Annotated in this window: 13 protein-coding genes; 5 read left to right on the top strand and 8 right to left on the bottom strand. The window is 46.0% G+C overall.

Annotated features, from left to right (window positions below):
• Nucleotides 1-45 precede the first annotated feature (45 nt).
• The 4 genes from amt to LEP1GSC052_RS07150 form a co-directional block, all read right to left on the bottom strand.
• Nucleotides 46-2,178: an ammonium transporter gene (gene amt / locus LEP1GSC052_RS07165; RefSeq protein WP_010575123.1), complete on the bottom strand. Its 2,133-nt coding sequence runs from the start codon at nt 2,176-2,178 to the stop codon at nt 46-48.
• Nucleotides 2,179-2,359: 181 nt separating this feature from the next.
• Complete coding sequence (locus LEP1GSC052_RS07160) at nt 2,360-3,025, bottom strand: LuxR C-terminal-related transcriptional regulator (RefSeq protein WP_010575122.1); 666 nt, start codon at nt 3,023-3,025, stop codon at nt 2,360-2,362.
• 17 nt (nt 3,026-3,042) lie between these two features.
• Nucleotides 3,043-6,219 (bottom strand): hybrid sensor histidine kinase/response regulator, encoded by a 3,177-nt coding sequence (locus tag LEP1GSC052_RS07155; RefSeq protein WP_010575121.1) that lies wholly within the window; start codon nt 6,217-6,219, stop codon nt 3,043-3,045.
• Between the two features lie 159 nt (nt 6,220-6,378).
• Complete coding sequence (locus LEP1GSC052_RS07150; protein ID WP_040913356.1) at nt 6,379-6,825, bottom strand: MarR family winged helix-turn-helix transcriptional regulator; 447 nt, start codon at nt 6,823-6,825, stop codon at nt 6,379-6,381.
• A gap of 120 nt (nt 6,826-6,945) precedes the next feature.
• Between LEP1GSC052_RS07150 and LEP1GSC052_RS07145 the strand changes: the two genes are divergently transcribed.
• From LEP1GSC052_RS07145 to LEP1GSC052_RS07135, 3 genes are all read left to right on the top strand, one after another.
• Complete coding sequence (locus LEP1GSC052_RS07145) at nt 6,946-7,314, top strand: nuclear transport factor 2-like protein (RefSeq protein ID WP_010575119.1); 369 nt, start codon at nt 6,946-6,948, stop codon at nt 7,312-7,314.
• 103 nt (nt 7,315-7,417) lie between these two features.
• Nucleotides 7,418-8,302 (top strand): helix-turn-helix domain-containing protein, encoded by an 885-nt coding sequence (locus LEP1GSC052_RS07140; RefSeq protein ID WP_010575118.1) that lies wholly within the window; start codon nt 7,418-7,420, stop codon nt 8,300-8,302.
• Between the two features lie 65 nt (nt 8,303-8,367).
• Entirely contained in the window at nt 8,368-8,811 is a 444-nt protein-coding gene (locus tag LEP1GSC052_RS07135) for a DoxX family protein (protein ID WP_010575117.1), read from the top strand.
• 43 nt (nt 8,812-8,854) lie between these two features.
• Here LEP1GSC052_RS07135 and LEP1GSC052_RS07130 read toward each other — a convergent pair whose 3' ends face one another.
• Nucleotides 8,855-9,940 carry a helix-turn-helix domain-containing protein gene (locus LEP1GSC052_RS07130; protein WP_010575116.1) on the bottom strand — a complete coding sequence of 362 codons (1,086 nt, stop codon included), beginning with the start codon at nt 9,938-9,940 and terminating at the stop codon, nt 8,855-8,857.
• A gap of 271 nt (nt 9,941-10,211) precedes the next feature.
• Here LEP1GSC052_RS07130 and LEP1GSC052_RS07125 point away from each other — a divergent pair, with 271 nt between their 5' ends.
• Nucleotides 10,212-12,524, top strand: coding sequence for a hypothetical protein (locus LEP1GSC052_RS07125; RefSeq protein ID WP_010575115.1), 2,313 nt, complete (start codon nt 10,212-10,214; stop codon nt 12,522-12,524).
• Between the two features lie 108 nt (nt 12,525-12,632).
• Here LEP1GSC052_RS07125 and LEP1GSC052_RS07120 read toward each other — a convergent pair whose 3' ends face one another.
• From LEP1GSC052_RS07120 to LEP1GSC052_RS07110, 3 genes are all read right to left on the bottom strand, one after another.
• A complete protein-coding gene (locus LEP1GSC052_RS07120; protein ID WP_020986605.1) occupies nt 12,633-13,805 on the bottom strand; it encodes an MBL fold metallo-hydrolase in 1,173 nt (390 codons plus the stop codon).
• A 94-nt stretch (nt 13,806-13,899) separates the two neighbouring features.
• Nucleotides 13,900-14,934: a patatin-like phospholipase family protein gene (locus tag LEP1GSC052_RS07115; protein WP_020985711.1), complete on the bottom strand. Its 1,035-nt coding sequence runs from the start codon at nt 14,932-14,934 to the stop codon at nt 13,900-13,902.
• Nucleotides 14,931-15,701 carry a lysophospholipid acyltransferase family protein gene (locus LEP1GSC052_RS07110; RefSeq protein ID WP_010575112.1) on the bottom strand — a complete coding sequence of 257 codons (771 nt, stop codon included), beginning with the start codon at nt 15,699-15,701 and terminating at the stop codon, nt 14,931-14,933. Before LEP1GSC052_RS07110 ends, LEP1GSC052_RS07115 begins: the two co-directional genes overlap by 4 nt.
• A 183-nt stretch (nt 15,702-15,884) precedes the next feature.
• On the opposite strand from LEP1GSC052_RS07110, the gene LEP1GSC052_RS07105 reads away from it, so the two are divergent.
• Nucleotides 15,885-17,894: a methyl-accepting chemotaxis protein gene (locus LEP1GSC052_RS07105; RefSeq protein ID WP_010575111.1), complete on the top strand. Its 2,010-nt coding sequence runs from the start codon at nt 15,885-15,887 to the stop codon at nt 17,892-17,894.
• Nucleotides 17,895-17,913 lie beyond the last annotated feature (19 nt).

Below are 17,913 nucleotides of genomic sequence, written 5' to 3'. Positions count from 1 at the left end.
GCGCGATCGTATTTCGATTTTGTTAAGCGAAGTTTAAGTCCAGTTTTATGCGCGTTTCCAGTTGATTCCGATGACCGAAATGTCGTCCTGTTTGGAGACCCCGGAAAGAAATTTTTCCTGTTCGCTTAACAACGAATCGATTCCGTCACGGATGGATTGGGTGTTTAAGGAATGGATCAGATTCTCGACCCGTTCTTCTCCGAATTCTTCCTTATCGACATTCCATTGTTCCACAAGACCGTCCGTAAAAAGTACGAGTTTGGAATTCGGCGTGATCTTTACGTCCTTGGACGTGTATTGTGTTTTCGAAATGGCTCCGACGATTCTCCCCGTTTTTTCGAGCTTTTGAATCCCTTCCTCGCCGATGAGATATTGCGGAATATGTCCGGCGGACGCATAACGCACGTTTCCCGAATTCGTATCGATATCCAAAACGATACAGGTAAAGAATTGATTCAAGTTTTTGAATGTATGTAGAAACTCGTTGTTGAGATGATATAAAATTTCCGTAACGCTGTAGATTCCCCGCTTTAAGGATTCGTAAATCGCTTTGATGGCCATGGTGATGAGAGCCGCTTGAACCCCGTGTCCGGTCGCGTCGGCGAGAAACACCCTCGTCAAACCCGGTTTTAATTCCATGATGTCGAAGAAGTCGCCGCCGACCTCGCTCAATGGCAGATAACGCACGATGACCTCGAGTTCGCCCAAGGTTCTATCCTTATGCGAGATGATTCCGGATTGGATTTTTTTCGCGGTCGATAGATCGCTTTGGATGAGATTTAGATTGTCCTCCAATTCTTTCGCAAGTATTTCCTTCTCTCGGATATTCAATCGAATTTTACCGAGAACGGAATTGTATCTTTCCGCGATCTGTCCGACTTCGGTGAAGGGTTCTATCGAAAGGTCCTTACTCAAGTCTCCGGTTCTTTTTTGATATTCCATCTCGAGAAACAAATCGATCAATTCCGTGGTCGCCCTGTGTTCCGTGTAGTTGAGTCCCTTGTATTCGTTTTGTTCGGAAACACGGAATGGAAAAAACTTGTTGATTATGCTCAATAGAATATAACTCAACCCGAAGGCGAGAGCGCCGCAGGAAACGATTCCGATCAACTGAACCTGAATCTGATCGATATGTCCGAGACCGTTTCCTAAGATTTCCGGATTTCCGAAAATTCCCACGGCAAGAGTTCCCCAAACGCCCGCCGCTAAGTGAACCGGAATCGCGCCGACCGCGTCGTCGATTTTGATCCGGTCCAAAAGAGATCTCGTTTCGAACATTAGAATTCCTGCAATAAATCCGATGATCACGGAATCGATCGAGCTGACCGCGTGACAAGAAGCGGTGATCGCGACAAGTCCCGCAAGCGCTCCGTTTAGAGGAAGAGTGGCTTCCGCGTATTGAAGACGAATCCAACCGTAGATCAAGGAAGAAGCCATTCCGCTTACCGCGGCGAACATCGTGTTTACGATGATCTTCGGAACGGCCGCGGTGAACGCTAACGTGCTTCCTCCGTTAAAGCCGATCCAACCCAACCAAAGAATCAACGTTCCGAGCATCGCCAAAGGAAGATTGTGTCCCGTGATGTTTCGAACGGAACCGTCTTCTCCGTATTTCCCCGATCGGTTTCCTAAGATTTTCATCGCCGCGAGACCTACCCAACCGCCTACGCTATGTACGACCGTCGAACCCGCAAAGTCGATAAAGCCCAATCGTCCGAGCCAGCCCGTCGAAACTTCCCATTGTGTTAAGTCCTTACCCCAAACCCAATGACCGAAGATCGGATAGATCAATGCGGAGATGACCGCGGTCACGACGATGTATGCGCCGAACTTCATTCTTTCGGCGACCGCACCCGAAACGATCGTCGCCGCCGTTCCGCAAAACATCAATTGAAACAAAAAGAATACGGCCACGTTTGGATCTTGCGTCGAAAATTCTGGGAAGAATGTATCGGCGCCAAAGATTCCGTTTACGCTTTTGCCGAACATAAGACCAAAACCGACCGCGTAGAAAATCAAAGTGGCGATTCCGAAATCGGTGATGTTTTTAATGGCTACGTTGATGGAGTTCTTGGTTCTTGTTAAACCGGATTCGAGACAAAGAAAGCCCGCTTGCATAAAGAACACAAGTCCCGAAGAAAGAATGATCCAGAGTATGTCGAAATTCGTTTTGGGCATCTACGTCTTTTCTTATTAAGACGAGAAAAGTTTGCAAGAATCATTTTAAGAATTTCGAATTTGTAATCGGAGCGGAATAAAAATCCGATCGAAAGACACGTTATGCTATGCTTACAAATGAGGCATTCTGATTTGAACCGAATCAGAAGCGTCAATTTGAAGGCTTAGAATCGATGTCCGATTAATTTTCTCCTATTCCCGATCCGGATAAGGGAAGAAGACCGAAATCGCTGGCTTTTTTGACGAGTTCGGCCCTATTATGAACATTCAATTTTTTGTATATATTCTTTACGTGATGTTGGATCGTGTATTTGCTAACGCCGAGGAATTCCGCGACCCGGTTGATCGTTTTACCCGTGACCATATGATCCAAGATCTGTTTTTCCTTGTTCGTAAGTTTGATTCCGTCTCCGACTTTTTTGAGTTTGAAGTTGTTCAAAACGCGAAAGGCGATGGTCGGAGTGATGATCGCCCCGCCGCGAAGAACGGTATCGATTACATCGATGATGTCTTTGAGTTCCGATTTGAGAATATAACCGATCGCTCCGTATCGAAGCGAATTGTAGATAAGTTCGTCCGAGTTCATATTGCTCAACATGATCTTATTGACCGAAGGATTTCTTTCCGAAAGTTTCGCGGCGAGATCGACTCCGTTCATGCCCGGAAGCATGATATCCAAAAAGACGATGTCCAAGGAACTTCCTTTGGGATCTTTCCAAAACGATTCCGCTGATTCCCAATGAAGGATTTCCTCCACGCCCGGAACGGATTCCAAAACCTTTAGGATTTGATTTTTATAGTTTTCGTCGTTTTCCACGATTCCGATTTTGATGTTTTTGGTTTTCATAAGAATTTCCTTGAAGGTTATACCGCTAAAAAACGGTTCGTCTTTATTTTTAATCGAATAGAATATACGTTTTCCAAAAGGGAGATTTCCATCTTTCCTTCGAGTTTGGCGGATCTCTGGATTAGATTCTCCGTTCCGCGGCCAGTTCGGTTGTTGGAAAGTGCGTAGTCCGATTCCGAATTCATCTCCATTAGAATTTCATGATTTATTAAAGAGAATTTCCAGCTCGAAATCCCTTTTCCGTATTTGAGATCGTTGGTCGCGACCTCGTTGATGATTCCGAAGAATTCCATCAGAGCGTTTTCGTCCCGATGCGATTCGAAAAGTTGAATCAATTCCTCTTCGTTTTGAAAATCGATTTCTCTTCCCGCGTCCGAATATCTTCTAAGAAGAACGAGATTTACGCCCGTGATGAAATTTTCGGAAACGAGGTTTAAGTCTTCGATCTTCAACATCTGTTCCCGAAGCATTCCGATCGATTGATTGACCGTTCCGTGAATCTTTTCGATCAGGTTTTGATCCGGTTTGATTTTGCCGCTGAGCAATTCTTCGGATAAGAATTTCAAATCGATAAGTTTCGCGCCTAAGTGATCGTGCAGATCGATGTTGATTTTTTGTCTGACCTTGTGAATCGCTTCTCGTTTATCGTTCTCGTGTTCGATTCGATTCTTATGACCTTGAATAAGATCGAGAAGATTGGTGATCCGGTTCATGAGTTGTTCGAAGTCGAAGGGTTTGACGAGATAATCGTTTGCGCCCGCGTTCAGCGCGGAGATCAGATCCGCGTCCCTGTTCTTAGCGGATAACATAAGAATCGGAAGTTCGAGAGGGCCGAAGTGGTTTCTGATTTCTCGGGCCACTTCCAAACCGGACATACGAGGCATCATCACGTCCAAGATCACCGCTTTGAAATCGGAATTCGTTTTGAGAATTTCCAGAGCCTCGTTTCCGCTTTTGACGAGAACCGATTCTATGTTGCTGAGAGAAAGATAATTGCGTATGACTTCTAAATTTACGGGTTCGTCGTCCACAACGAGAATTCTTATCTTAGAATTTTGTTGGTTTGTTTCCCCGGTGTCCGTTTTGTGCAAAACGTCTCCGTTGTCGTTTGTCCTCGATCCGTTTTTAGAGGAAATTGTTAAGCGACTTTGTCGTTTTGATTTCGAGTTTGGATTCGTTTTGGAGGGATTCTTACCCTCCTTTGAAAGAGGGATCGTAAAGTAAAAACGAGAACCTTTTTGAACGGCGGATTCGACGTTGAGTTCGCCGCCGTGCAAGGACACGAGGGCGCGGCTGATCGTAAGACCGAGTCCCGTTCCGCCTGCGACGCTTAAATCTCCTCCGTGGATTCTTTCAAAGAATTCGAAGATTCTTTCCTGTTGATCGTACGGAATTCCAATGCCCGTGTCCGTTACGCTGATTTCCGCGTAACGATCGTCCAAAACTTTCGCGCTTACTCGAACGCTTCCCGTTTCCGTAAACTTGATCGCATTTCCGATTAAATTTTGGAGAATCTGCTGAAGTCTGTCCTCGTCCGCCAAAAGAGGAGGGAAATCGTTTTCGATTTCGTTTAACAAAACGAGTTTGGACGCGTCCACGTTTACGCGATTGAGTTCGAGAGTGAAGTCCGCCGCCTGTTTTATATCGACGGGGATTCTTCTTAAATTGAGATCGCTGTGTTTGAGTTTGGAAAAGTCCTGGATGTCGTTTACCAAATTGGCAAGACGTTGACCGCTGGAAACGATCATCCTCAGCTGACTTTCCATAAAGGATGAAAGTTCTCCACCGGCTCCGCGTTTTAAAGAATCCGCGATTCCTATAATGCCTTGCAACGGGGTTCTCAACTCGTGGGAAGTGGTTGCGAGAAATTCGTCCTTGAGTTTATCCAAAGAAATCAGTCGATCGTTCGATCTTTGAAGATCGGAAGAAAGTTTTTGAGAAAGATAATACGAAATCGCGAATTGTTTCGAGATGATGAACGCCTGAGCGATGAAGAATAGGGAAATACCGTAAGAGATAAAGTAGCTCGTGTTTATGATCATATTCGCATAGAGAAGATCGTTTGTGACGATCATAAACAAAAGGATGCAGATCATCAGACCGATCCAAGCGCCGATACGCCGATTCGAGATCGCGCGGATCAAAACATAGACGATGTAAATACATTCCGTGAAAACCAAAAGACTGAATACGGGAAGAGTTCTAGAATAAAACGAGAGTTCCGTCGCTACAACGATCAAAGATAAAACGGAAAAACCGAACACGAAAGCGTAAGCCGCTTTCTTATCGAACTCGTTCGGAAAGATGGATCTGATAAACAACGCGAGAATGGAACCTCCGATATAAACCGAAAGAATTTCCAAACGATAACTGAGAGCGAAATCGAAATCCGGAAACAAAGTAAAAAGCAAACGTTCCCCGGTAAGAACGATTCGTACGATCGCAACGATTCCGATCAGAGCAAAGAACAAATGGGATAGTTCTCTTCGCAAAAGGGAGAATAAACTGAAATGATAAAGGACTCCGATGAACAATCCGCCCGTAATAAAAAGATCGAGCCAGATCGTTCTTTCCCTCAGTGTGGAAAGTTCCGAATGTTTTCCGATCCAGACCTTGGCCCAAACCCCTCCTTTGGAATGTGCAAAGTTGGAAACTTCGATCACGAGTTCGTTCGATGTATCCAAACGAATCGGAGCGCTCACCGCGGGACGATATAAAGGTTTACTTTCCTCTTTGGTTCGTCCCACGATTCCGCTGGATAAAACTTTTTGACCGTTCACATAAATATTATACGAAGTCGACGCTTCCAACATCTTGATCGCCATATCCGATCGAGGTTCGTCGAGTAGGATTTTCATTTCGTATGTCGCGTAACCGAAACTCGGATATCCGTTTCCGTTCTCATCTTGAGGATAATTGTTCCAAGCGTCTGGAACGTTCGCGTATTGAGCGGGATGTTTTTCACGCACATCGGAAAGATCCGAATATAATTTTTTCCAAGAGAAACCCCAGTCTCCTTCCAAACTCAGAGGACCCATGGAGTCGAAATCCCATTTGGACCCGAGATCCAAAACTCCTTGAACGACTTTGGGAGGTATTTCGGGATAAACGAATTGGCCGCAGGAGAGAATGGAAAGCGAAAGAAAAAGAAAGAATCCTAAAGCGCTTCGGACCGTATTTCTCTCATTCCGCATATAAGAATGTCTTAAATTAGGAATGGAATAAGGGAAATCATTTTCTATCTTTCAGGATAAATCCCGAAGTCGCATTAAATTCAGGACCTACTCGTTCGAGTGATCGAAACGAATCCATTATAAATTACGCGTATTTATTAAAAGGAAGTCGTTTCACGTTTAGAATTTTGTTTCATTCAGTTTTCTGAAAATTCTAAGAAGTTCGTTCGTTTCCTTGAGGGTAAGTTTGGACGCGTAGTGTTCGACGATTCCGTTTCCATAGATCGGCCAAGCCTCTCGGAGCGCCTGAGTTCCCGAAGACGTGATCTCTACGATAAATTCCCGTGCGTCTTCTTCGCTTCTTTCCCTTTTTAAAAAACCTTCCGCGACGAGTTTATCCACGGACCGAGTCAACGCGCTTTTGCTGAGAATGATTTCGCGCGCTATATCGGACATCCTCGATCGTTTTTTCGGCTTCATATAAACCGAATAGAGAACGTCGTACCATGTCAGGGAAATCGCCTTCGATTTCGCGAGATCCGACTCGATTTTGGCGGAGGCGGCCGTATAAAACTTCAGACCGGCGGCCCAGGCATCGATCGATTCTTTCGTAATTTTTTCCTTCATTTCCAACAAAGTTGAATTTTTTAGTTGCAAATGCAATCAATAATTCGTATCTTATAATAGTTGCAATTGCAACTAAATGAAAACCGGGTCTCCGGTTCGAATTCAAAAGGAGTAAGAAGAATGACTACAAAACAAAACATCGAGAAAAACGTTCACAGATTGAACGAGATGATTCTTTCGGGGGAAGTGATTCCCGCCTTCGAGGAATTCTATCATCCTCTCGTCGTAATGCAGGAAAACACGATGACGCCTACCGTAGGATTCGAGGCGAATCTTTCGCGTGAAAAGGATTTCGTTTCCAAGGTGAAATGGAACCGCGCCGAGGTTTTGAGCACGATCGTGGACGAGGAAAGAGATAGAAGCGTCGTTGAATGGGAGATCGACTACGTTCACAAGGAGTGGGGGCATATTAAGACTACGCAGGCCAGCGTTCAAACCTGGAAAGACGGAAAGATCATCCACGAGAGATTCTATTACGCTCTCAAGTGACTCGATTTCACGGGATGAGAAGGAATGTCTTCTTATCCCGTTTCGTTTTAATCCGACCGATCCGACTTGCAATTTTCCGTATTTGTTGTCTCTTGGAAGACGGATGTCTAAAACGGAAACCAAACCTCCCGTATTCGATCTTGCGGAAGCGCTTCCCGCAAAAAAAGATCCGTTGTTTTACGCGGGTCGTTTGGAGGATCTCCCGCCTTCGTTTCGGGAATACGACAGCTCTCATAGGCATACGTACTTCGCGCTTTTTTTCTTTCGGGAAGGAAAGGGAACTCACACGATCGACTTTCGCGAAATGCCGATCGAACCGAACGCGTTATTCTTTTTAAAACCGGGGCAGGTTCATTCTTGGAATTTTTTAAAACCGGTGCGAGGTTACGCTCTTAAGATTTCTCCGGAATTTTATTCCGAACTCGGAGAAACGATGAACGCTCTGCGAGAATTTCCTTTTTTCTCCTTTGAAAACGATCTTCCAAAAATCTCCATCGAAGACCCTCAGAGACTGAGTTCCGATTTTCAAAGATTGGCGGAAGAACACGGAAGTTCCTCGGATCCCAGGATGTTGTTCGCTTTGATTCAGGTGATTCTTCATCAAGTCAAAAAGGAATACGAGAACGCATCGAGGATTTTGGGAAACGGCAGAAATTCTTCGATTGCGGTTTCGTTTCAGGGTTTGCTCGAGGAACATTTTTTAAAAGAACGGAATACGAACTTCTATTCCAGAAAACTCGGAATCGCCCCGAACACCCTCAATCGGATCTGTCACGATTCTCTCGGTAAGTCCGTCAAGTCGGTGATACACGAAAGGGTAACTCTCGAAATCAAACGTCTTCTTTTACACTCGAATTTGAATATTACACAAATTTCATACGAATTGGGTTTTGAAGACATCGCCTATTTCAGCCGCTACTTTAAACTTAGGTCCGGATTTTCCCCGGAAAAGTTTCGGGAATCGCGGACGAAAAACACAACAAAATAGAGAATCCGTCCATTTACATTTCCGTTTAAATTTTTTATAGTTCGTTCATCTAATAGGAGATTTGAATGATCGATAAATTCTTTCAAACGGAAACGAGCTGGATTCTTACCTCGATAAGAATCGCGTTAGGCGTCGTTATGCTTCCTCACGGCGCCCAGAAATTATTGGGCTGGTTCGGAGGTTTCGGTTTTAGCGCTACGATGGGATTTTTTACTTCTCAGGGAATTCCTTCTCTTTTTGCGTTTCTTGTGATCGTCGCGGAGTTCTTCGGAGCGCTCGGATTGATTTTCGGATTCTGCACAAAACTTTCCGCGTTGGGAATCGGCTTGACGATGTTAGGCGCCGCGATCTTCGTTCGGGAACACGGATTCTTTATGAACTGGTTCGGAACACAGGGCGGAGAAGGTTTCGAATACCACATTCTTGCGATCGCGATGTCGGTGGCGCTTTTGATCGGAGGAGGCGGAGCATTCTCCCTGGACGCGTTGATCGCGGACAAGCTCAAATAACGTTTCCAGTCGTTTTGATCCCGGGATCTTTCCCGGGATTTTTTTATACGATTTCCTTTTTTCTGGATTGGCTCGGAGTTTTTCCGGTAATCTTTCGAAACGAATCGTTAAACGAAGACTTCGAATTGAATCCCACGAAATAACAGATGGAAAGAATGTCCTGTTCCGGGTTTTCGTTTAACAACGAAACCGCTTCCTCGATTCTGTATCGGTTTATGTAACCATAAAACCCGGTTTGAAGACGATCGTTTAAGAATTCGGTCAATTGGTAGGGCTTGACTCCGAGATCGTCCGAAAGAGCGGTTAACGTAAGTTCCGGATCTCTATAGAGTTTTTTGTCCCGCATCAATTCTTCGATTCTGAGTTCGAGAAGCGGGAGGTCGATTCCGATTAACAAAGATTTTTCGTATTTTCTTTTGCGGACTTCCTTGGTTAAGGGCGCGAAAAAATCGGGATAACGCGCGGGAGCCAAGAATAGAAGAACCACGATCCAAGCGACGAGTAACGCGCCGATCGAAAATAAAAAGTCCATTCCTCCCATAAATCCGAATACGAGACAATACATCGCGATCATCGTAATCGTCGCCAAAATAAAAATGAAACGGATCTGTGTGCGAATTTCAGGAATTTCGAATACGGTCAAAAGCATTCTATATCTTGCGAAAAAATACGCGGTCGTTGTCGCTGTGGTGATCAAAAAGGAAATCGCGAGAAAATGTCCGTATCGAATCTCCCTGAATTCCTTCAAGTCGAGAATCACGTCCGCCGAAGGGCGCGTGAAAAATAGGATCTCCAAGATCAGAAAGACGCTCGGAAGAATGAAGTGAATTCGAATGTCTCTGTTTAGGGTTTGATTCGGATAAAGCAAGGAATGAGTATAAAGCAACGTAAGAGGGCCGATCATGGAAAAGGAAGTCAGTAGTAGAAAAATGGAATGTGGATATTTTTGATCCACTTCTCCGATCACGTTCGAGGAAGTGAACAGAATGATTCCGAGCGAGGAAAATAAAAGAGCCAATAAGCGGTTTTCTCTCGGATTGGTAACGGCCAGTAATTTTTGAAACGCGACCAGAAACGCAAGTCCGCTTCCGAAATAAAGGACCTCGCGTATGATCTCGCCCATCCACATGAGGCAAAACCCTAAAAGAATTTTCAGTCCTGTCAAGTTTTACAGTGTGATCGTTATAAATAGAATTCGAAAAAAATTCTCTCTTCGTTTTAAAAATTAAGTAAATCTTCGATTATATCTAAATTACATTTCGCTTATTTATTTTTTCGATAAGTTCGGTTTATAAAACTCGGACGTCCGAATTCCGTCCTGCAGACGACCCGTTTTACAAACTCGGTTATTCTTCTTTTGTCTCGTTCAGGAGACGAATGAAGAGAAGAGGTGTTTCCCAATGCAAATGCGAATTTTCGATGCTGGAAAAAAATATCTAAAAATCTTTTTGATTGCGACGACGGCCTTGGTTGCGGGTTGTCCCGCGGGAATTTTTACCAAGTTTCCCAATCAGGAGGACGTTTGTAAGTTCGATCCCGTGCGCGAATCGGTTCGCGCCTTGTCCGCGGCTTCTTTCCCCGAACCCGCATTAGAATCCCTTTCGATCAACGGAAGTTTGTCCTGGCAGAATCTTCCGAACAGCCCGATTCCGATTCCTCCTCCGGTTTTAAGTCCGGGACAAACGGTTACGTTACGCGGAACCGGATTCGGTTCCGGTCCCGATATCGACTTTTCCAAAATTATGATCGGCAATACGAGAATTTTGGAAACCGATCTGAGAATGTTCGAACAAAGATTGGATCTGATCAAACAGGTTAACTTCGAAGTGAAGGATATGCACGATCAGTGGGGAAAGTATATTCTCAGCTGGAGCGATACGGAAATTAATTTCAAAGTTCCCGAACACGTAAGCGGAGGTCCTTTGATCGTTCAGATTCAAAAAAGATCCGGTTACAATCTTTCGCTGTTAAAGCCGACCGAGGCGCATAACGTGATCGACGCGCAGACCAGGCGGATCACGGACGAATCCTTCAAACACAAGTGTGACGTCGTATCGGTGTTAAGCGAAGCGAAGGCTACAAAGCCGTTAGTCGTCACCGTGAACAATCCCGGTTTTAACGATCTATTCTCTCTGGGAGAAAAGATCTTTTGGTCTTACGATTTCAATATCGGTCTTGCGCACGCGATCCGGAATTTGGATTGGAATAAAATCTTCGGTTATCAAGCAAAGGATCCGATTACGGGTTACGTGGCCGATCCCGAACTTTTATTCGGAGCGTATCGTGCGAATGCGGGAGAGGTTCCTTCCGCCGCGACGGATAACGTGTATTTCGATCCTTATCCGCAACCGACACCGATCCCCGGTTACTTAGGCGGAGATCAACTCACCAAAGGAAACACGAGAAGTAGCGGCTGGGCCGGTTATCGTTATAAGGAAGCGTCTCATCCTTACACGGGTAAGGGAGAATGGATCGGTTTTAACTGCGCTTCTTGTCACGGTTATAGAATCAGCTTTGAAGCGGCGCCGGGTAACGTGGTAACGAAGGTGATCCCCGGTCTTCCGAATCCGGTTTGGTCGATGCGATGGTCCGTGCTCGGCGATATGAAAGGCATCAAAGAATCCGAACCGGGTCCGAGTTTCGATTCTTCCTCCAAGGACGTAGACAAAACGGCGCTTATCTATCACATGCCTCAAGGCGCGGGAGAACATACGTTAGTCCGCATTAAAGGAGAAGGAAGCGAAACCGACAACGATTATCAATTCTCTCCGATCGCGATTCCGAACGTGACCAACTACATGGGCGTTAGACGTTCTTTGTCGCATACGGAATCCTACGTAGGTTTCGAAGGTTCCTATATCCATTCGGAGGAACCGGACGGAGCTACCGGTTCGATGAAAGCTCGCGAACTTCAGGCGTTAACCGCGTATATGACCAAACTCGACCAATACGACAAACCTCTCAGGCAGGTGGGAATCTACCGTTGGTTGAAGGCGAAAGGAAAACTGATTTCTCAAGTAGGTTTTAATCCGGGGGAAGGAAGTTTCGTTCAAACCGGTTGGGAATCGTATCCGGGCGTGGCCGAAGCGATTAACAGAGGTAAGGCGACCTTTCAAAGGGATTGCGGTTCCTGTCACAACGATAAGGTGGGACTCAATTCCAACGAGAAGATGTTCAAACTCAACGAAGTGGGAAGATTTTTCGCTCCTACGGTCTATCAAAAGGAACAACAGTCGATCCGCGCGAACTTTTTACGGGATATGTATTGGGTTCAACACAGAGGATTATTAAGCGACGGACACGTCCGAAACCTCGAGGACTTGGTTCATCCGGACCGTTGTACCGAAGGTTCTTCGCTTTACAACGGGTACTACACGCTCCATTCTTCCGTGCAACCTCCGTTAGGCGGTCCTGATTTCCCGCAGCCTTATCCGGCTTACAACCGCAAAGGCGACGTGTTTCGCGTTGTCAAATCCCCCAACACGGACGTGGGTCAAAAACGAAATCGATTTATCGAAAGACACAAATATTTCGTGAGCCTTCCGAACGATCCGGATTGGTATTACTGGGATTATCAAAAGATGAGAAGAGAATACGGCCCCGAGGAATTGGGAACCGCACAACCGATCGGAATGCCCGCGGCTCCGCACCCATGGTGTTCGAGAAGCGCTTCCGAGGTGGACGATCTCGTGGAGTATATTCTAACTCTCTAATTTATAAAAACGTTTCGTTCGACGGAGTTTAGAAAATCCAGAGCCGTCTCCAAAAGGCGGCTCGGATGAAACCTATGTTTGAGAAAACGAATATTCTAAAATTTGAATTCATTCGGTTTGAGTGGATACGATCGGATTCTCCTTTGCGGTTTTCCAAGGAAGATCGGGCCACCAACGGGAGAATTCTTTTTTGATTTCCGGTTCGAAGCTTTGACCCGGTTTCGGAGTCGCGACGTCGACGTTCAATTCTTTCGCCTTTGCCAAAACCCTTTCGATCGGCTCCGTCCAAGAATGGGACGCGAGTTCGAACAAGGCCCAGTGCACGGGCAACATCTTTTTTCCGTTTACCATCGTGTGTGCGATCACGGCTTGTTCGGGTCCGATATGCCAATCCGGCCACGCTTGATTGTATTGACCGGTTTCGATCATCGTTAAATCGAAAGGACCGTATTTGTTTCCGATTTCCTTCATCGCGGGAAACAAACCCGTGTCCCCGGAATAATAAACTCGATGTTTGTCTCCGACAAGAGCGTAACCCGCCCAGAGATGTTCGTCCTTGTCGAAAAGAGAACGACCCGATGCGTGTCTTGCGGGAGTACATACGATCTTTAAGTTTCCGATCTTCGTTTCTTCCCACCAATCCAATTCTCGAATTTTAGAATTTGAAATTCCCCAATCGATCAGATGACTTGCGACTCCGAGCGGGACCACAAAGATAACTCCCTTTTCGTTTAACAAAAGCGCAGTTTGACGATCGAGGTGATCGTAATGATTGTGCGAGATTACGACCGCGTTTATATCGGGAAGATCGCGAAAGGAGAGAGGAGCGTCATACCAACGTTTCGGTCCGATCCAACTCAAGGGAGAAGTACGATCGGACCAGATCGGATCGGTCAGAACTTTTGTCCCGTCGATTTCGACGAGAGTGGAGGAATGTCCGAACCAAGTGACTCTGAGTCCGCTTGCCGGTTCGCTTAACAAAACTGAGGTGTTCGTTTTTTCGTAGTCGATCGGATTTTTGGGACTTGCGTGTTCGTCCTTAAAAAACATCGCAAGAATACTGTCGCCGATGTCGTTTATCAACGGTTGAGGATTTATGAATTTGCCGTCCTTCCAATTTCGAGAAGCGCGGATTCTTTCCTCTCTTTCGTTCGACGCGTTCAAACTGATGCAGGTAAGAACGTTGAACACGATCGAGAAAGTGAAGAATACGATGGAGATCGCCCGGATCGATCGAAGAATGGCGATTAATTTCGGCGGAAGCTGTTTGTTTTTTTTCACGGTGGTTCCTAAGAAGTCCATAAATTTGCGACCGGAGTTTTTTCTTTGTAGAGAGGGAAATGCGGTCTATGAATAGACCGCGGTAAGAAAGAATTTACTTTGATTTTTTTTTCTTCGCGCTCGTTTTCTTTTTGGAAGACGCGATACGTACTGCCGGTTTTCGAACCGGAGCTTTGCGAACCGCGGAAGCGGTTCCGTTCGAGGAGGACGCGACGGACTTCTTTCCATTCTTACCCTTGTTAAAAAGTTTCAAAAGAAGTTTTCCGATTTCCTCTCCTTTGCTGATTCCGAGATCCACGGTTTCCTTCAACTTAGAACCGTTAGTCGTCACAAGCGTCACGGGTAAAGAATCGTCCGGTGAAATCGTATGAATCCGCACACCCTTCGGAGGTTTTAATGCGACTTCGCGGGCTACGTTAAAATGATGATGATGCCAACGGTTCATGAGCTTCGCCATTCTCCAGTCCTTCGGAAAGGAAAGAAGACTGGTCAACATACTGAACGGAGGAGAAACCCTTTCCACGGGAGAATTTAATACGACCGTGATGTCCGTATATCCCGCTTCGATCAGATCTTCGAGAGGAAGCGGATTCAATACCGCAGCGTCCGAATACAATCTTCCGTCGACCTTATATTTGCCTCGGGTCGCGATCGGAAGAGAGGTCGCCGCTTTCAAAAGATCGAATATATTCGAAGAAGTCGCGCGCACATATTCGATCGTTCTCGTTTGCAGATTGCTGACCGCGACTCGAAACTCGGGCAAACCGAACTTCTCGAAATTCTCCGCAGGAAGAGGATACTTCTGTCCGAAAAGATCGTCGACGAGATATTCCTGATCCAAAAAAGTCTTTCCCTGAAACGGATGAAACGGCGAAATCAGTTTTCTTCCAGCGAGTTCGAAATACCAGATCGCGAGAGTTTTCAGACTTTTTTCGGGTTCCGGTTTCGGCATCGTAACGTAATACGCCGCAGAACAAGCCCCCGATGAAACCGCGACGACCAGATCGAAATGTTTCGGAGATACGAGAGTATGCAAAGAATGTAATGCTCCTCCCGCAAAGGCTCCTTTCATGCCGCCGCCCTCGACGAGAAGGGCGCGTTTGCTTCCTTTTGCTTCGGGGATTCTCATGCGGTGGTTTCTACCGCCGTCGTATCCGGTTCTTCAAAACTTTCTAATTTAGATTTTTTGAATTCGTATGGATAGGTCATATTGGTGAGACTTGCAATTTCGTGCATACGTTCGTGTAGGAATTCTTCCGGGTCCTGATTCGGATTCAGATATTTTAATTCTCCGATTCGGATCGAAAGTTTGGTTCTGCGTAAAAATCCTCCCGGTCTGTAGTCGAGTCCCAGGCATAAAACGGGAAGAGGGGCTTCGGGTTTGCCCACGATAAAACGGAACGCGCCCGGTCTTCCTTTTCCCATCTTGTAAGGAACCGTGGTTTGTTCGGGAAAGATCACGAGCATATTACCGTTGTATAATACTTTTCTTGCGAACATCAGATCCCGTTTGCTTTTACGCGGTTCGAGTCTGTTGAGAGGAATTCCTCCGCATTTTAAAAAGAAGTCGAAGAACATCGGAGCCGCCATGGAATCCTTCATGATCGCCCAGATATCCCAACGCGCTTTGTATAAACCTTTTGCGAGTCCGACGGGAATGTCGTCGTTTCGTTGGTGTTTGACCAACACGAGAACCGATCCTTCTTTAGGAACGTTTTCAAGACCCGTTAAATCCGTTTTGTACAGAAGGCTTCCGTAGATTCTTCCGAACCAGCGGAGAATTTTTCGAATTCTCAGGGAACTTCCCGGATGAACTCCCGGCTCCGCGTCGGGTGCGGAATATTTTTTATCGTTTACTTTTCGATTTTCGTTTGTGCGGCGTTTTTTGGACTTCATACGTTTTGTCTGAGCCAAAATAAGAGACCCGGTTGCAAAAAAAAAGGAATTCTTAGAAGCGTTGCCGGAATTTGCGTCTCGTTTCGGTTACCGAAAGAAATTAACATTTGTTAATGTCGATCCGTTTCGGTTCGAACGTCTTACTTTCAAGATCGTTTCGATCGTCGGAAGGAGTCGGATCGTATGACTAAAAGCAGTCTGAAGTTCACTTTGATTTTCTGGAGTCTTGGAATCCTGGTCGCATTAACGTTTTTGGTCGCGGGAACCGCTTACTTTCTCGGCAGTCAAAAGGTTACGGAACACTATCAGGATCAGATGAAAACGGTCGTTAAGATCGTGGCCTTCGACTTCGACAGTTCCTTACAATCGCACGCCAATCTCGCGGAAACGATCGCACACGATCCGAGAACGATTCAATCGATCCATACCGGAAAACCGATCGCGAGCGATTTCTATAAAGAAGTGTTAAAACGATACGGCTCTTATGAAAACGTTTTTGTTTATCCTTCCTCGGAAGGGGGGACCGTCGTCGCCGAAGCGCTCGACGGAAAGACGATCGGTTACGGAAAAACTCCCGAACAAAGAGAGGATCTTTCGGGTTTTTTAAACTCGGTTAGAAAACAGAACGTTTCCATGAGTTCGGCGAAAAAGTCGCCGATCACGGGAAGCACCGTGGTCGTTCTTTCCACCGCGGTAAAGGAAGGGGAGAATATCATAGGAGTTTTATGTATCGCTTTGTCCTTGGACAGTATCTCGGATCAACTCGTGACGAACGCACGATTGGGAAAGGAAGGTTACGTCACGGTCATCGAACAGGAAGGAAACATCATCGCTCATAAAAACAAATCATTGATTTTGAATATGGAAATTTCCAAACAAAGTTTCGGGAAGGAACTTCTCGCTTTGGAAAACGGAAAGATGATTCGATTCTTCTTTTCGGGCCAAACCCGCTTTGCGACGGTGCAACGATTGGATCGTTGGAAGTTGGTCGTCGCGGCGATTCAACCCACGAACGAAATCTCGGATTCGTTAAACGAACTCATTCTCGGGATCGTTTTGATCTCCGTTTTGATCGCGTTTCTTTCCGGAAGTTTTTTGTATCGATTGGTGAACAAACGTCTCAAACCCTTGGAGTCCGCGAGTCAGGTTCTGAAGGAAATGTCCGACGGAAATCTTACCAACAAAATCGAAACCTCTTACCGGGACGAGATCGGAGGAATGAGTATGGATATGAATTCCTTTATAGAAACTCTCTCCGGTTCGATTCGAAACGTACAAAAGATAGCGACCGATCTTTCGGATTCCTCCGATCAGCTCAGTTCCTCTTCCCAATCCTTTGCGGGAGTCGCTCAGGCAACGGCCGCTACTTCCGAGGAAATGTCGGCCACAACGGAGGAAATGGCCGCGGGTATGGACCAGATCACGGAAAGAATCGCAAAACAATTTCATAATATTAAAATATTCCATTCTAAGATTAAGGAACTTTCGAGCGGCGCGAGAAAGATCGGTTCCGAAATTCAAAACACGGTTCAAAGAAACGCGGCGATCACGGACGACGCAAAGAAAGGGGAAGAATCTTTGGCGTCGATGCAACTTCGACTGAACGCGGTATTGAAATCCTCCGAAGAGATGTCCGGAATCGTAACGCTCGTAAACGAAATTTCCGATCAGACGAGACTTCTCGCTTTAAACGCGGCCATCGAAGCGGCGCGGGCCGGAAGCGCGGGAAAAGGTTTTGCGGTCGTCGCCGAAGAGGTTTCCAAACTTTCGGATAAAACTGCGTCTTCGATTCAATCGATCTCTCAAATCTTAGGAAAGAATCAATCTGAATTGGATCAAGGTGTGGAAGCCTTACAAGCCTCCGTGGATACGATTCATAAAATCATAAAGACGGTGGATGTCGTTTCGGAAGGAATGCAGGAGCTGTTGAAGATCACCGAGTCCCAAGAATTGTTAAACGAAGACGTGGATCGTCAATCCGATACGATCGGAGCCGAGGCCGAATCCGTCAAACTCGCCATCGAAGAACAAAAAAGAGCCGTACGGGAAATCGCGGAAGTCGTATCTCAGTGGAACGAACAAGCGATCGGAACCGCAAGCAGTTCCGAAGACGTTTCCACAACTTCCGTTCAGTTGTCCGCAAACGCGGAAAGGCTCAAAAAAATCGCGGGTCAGTTTAAGATCCTAGTCTAAAACGAACGTTTGCAATCGG

It is taken from the genome of Leptospira kmetyi serovar Malaysia str. Bejo-Iso9 (assembly GCF_000243735.2).
Classification (GTDB): Bacteria; Spirochaetota; Leptospiria; order Leptospirales; family Leptospiraceae; genus Leptospira; species Leptospira kmetyi.
Note: the sequence above shows the minus strand (reverse complement) of the source record. Positions and strands in the feature narration are given on the sequence as shown.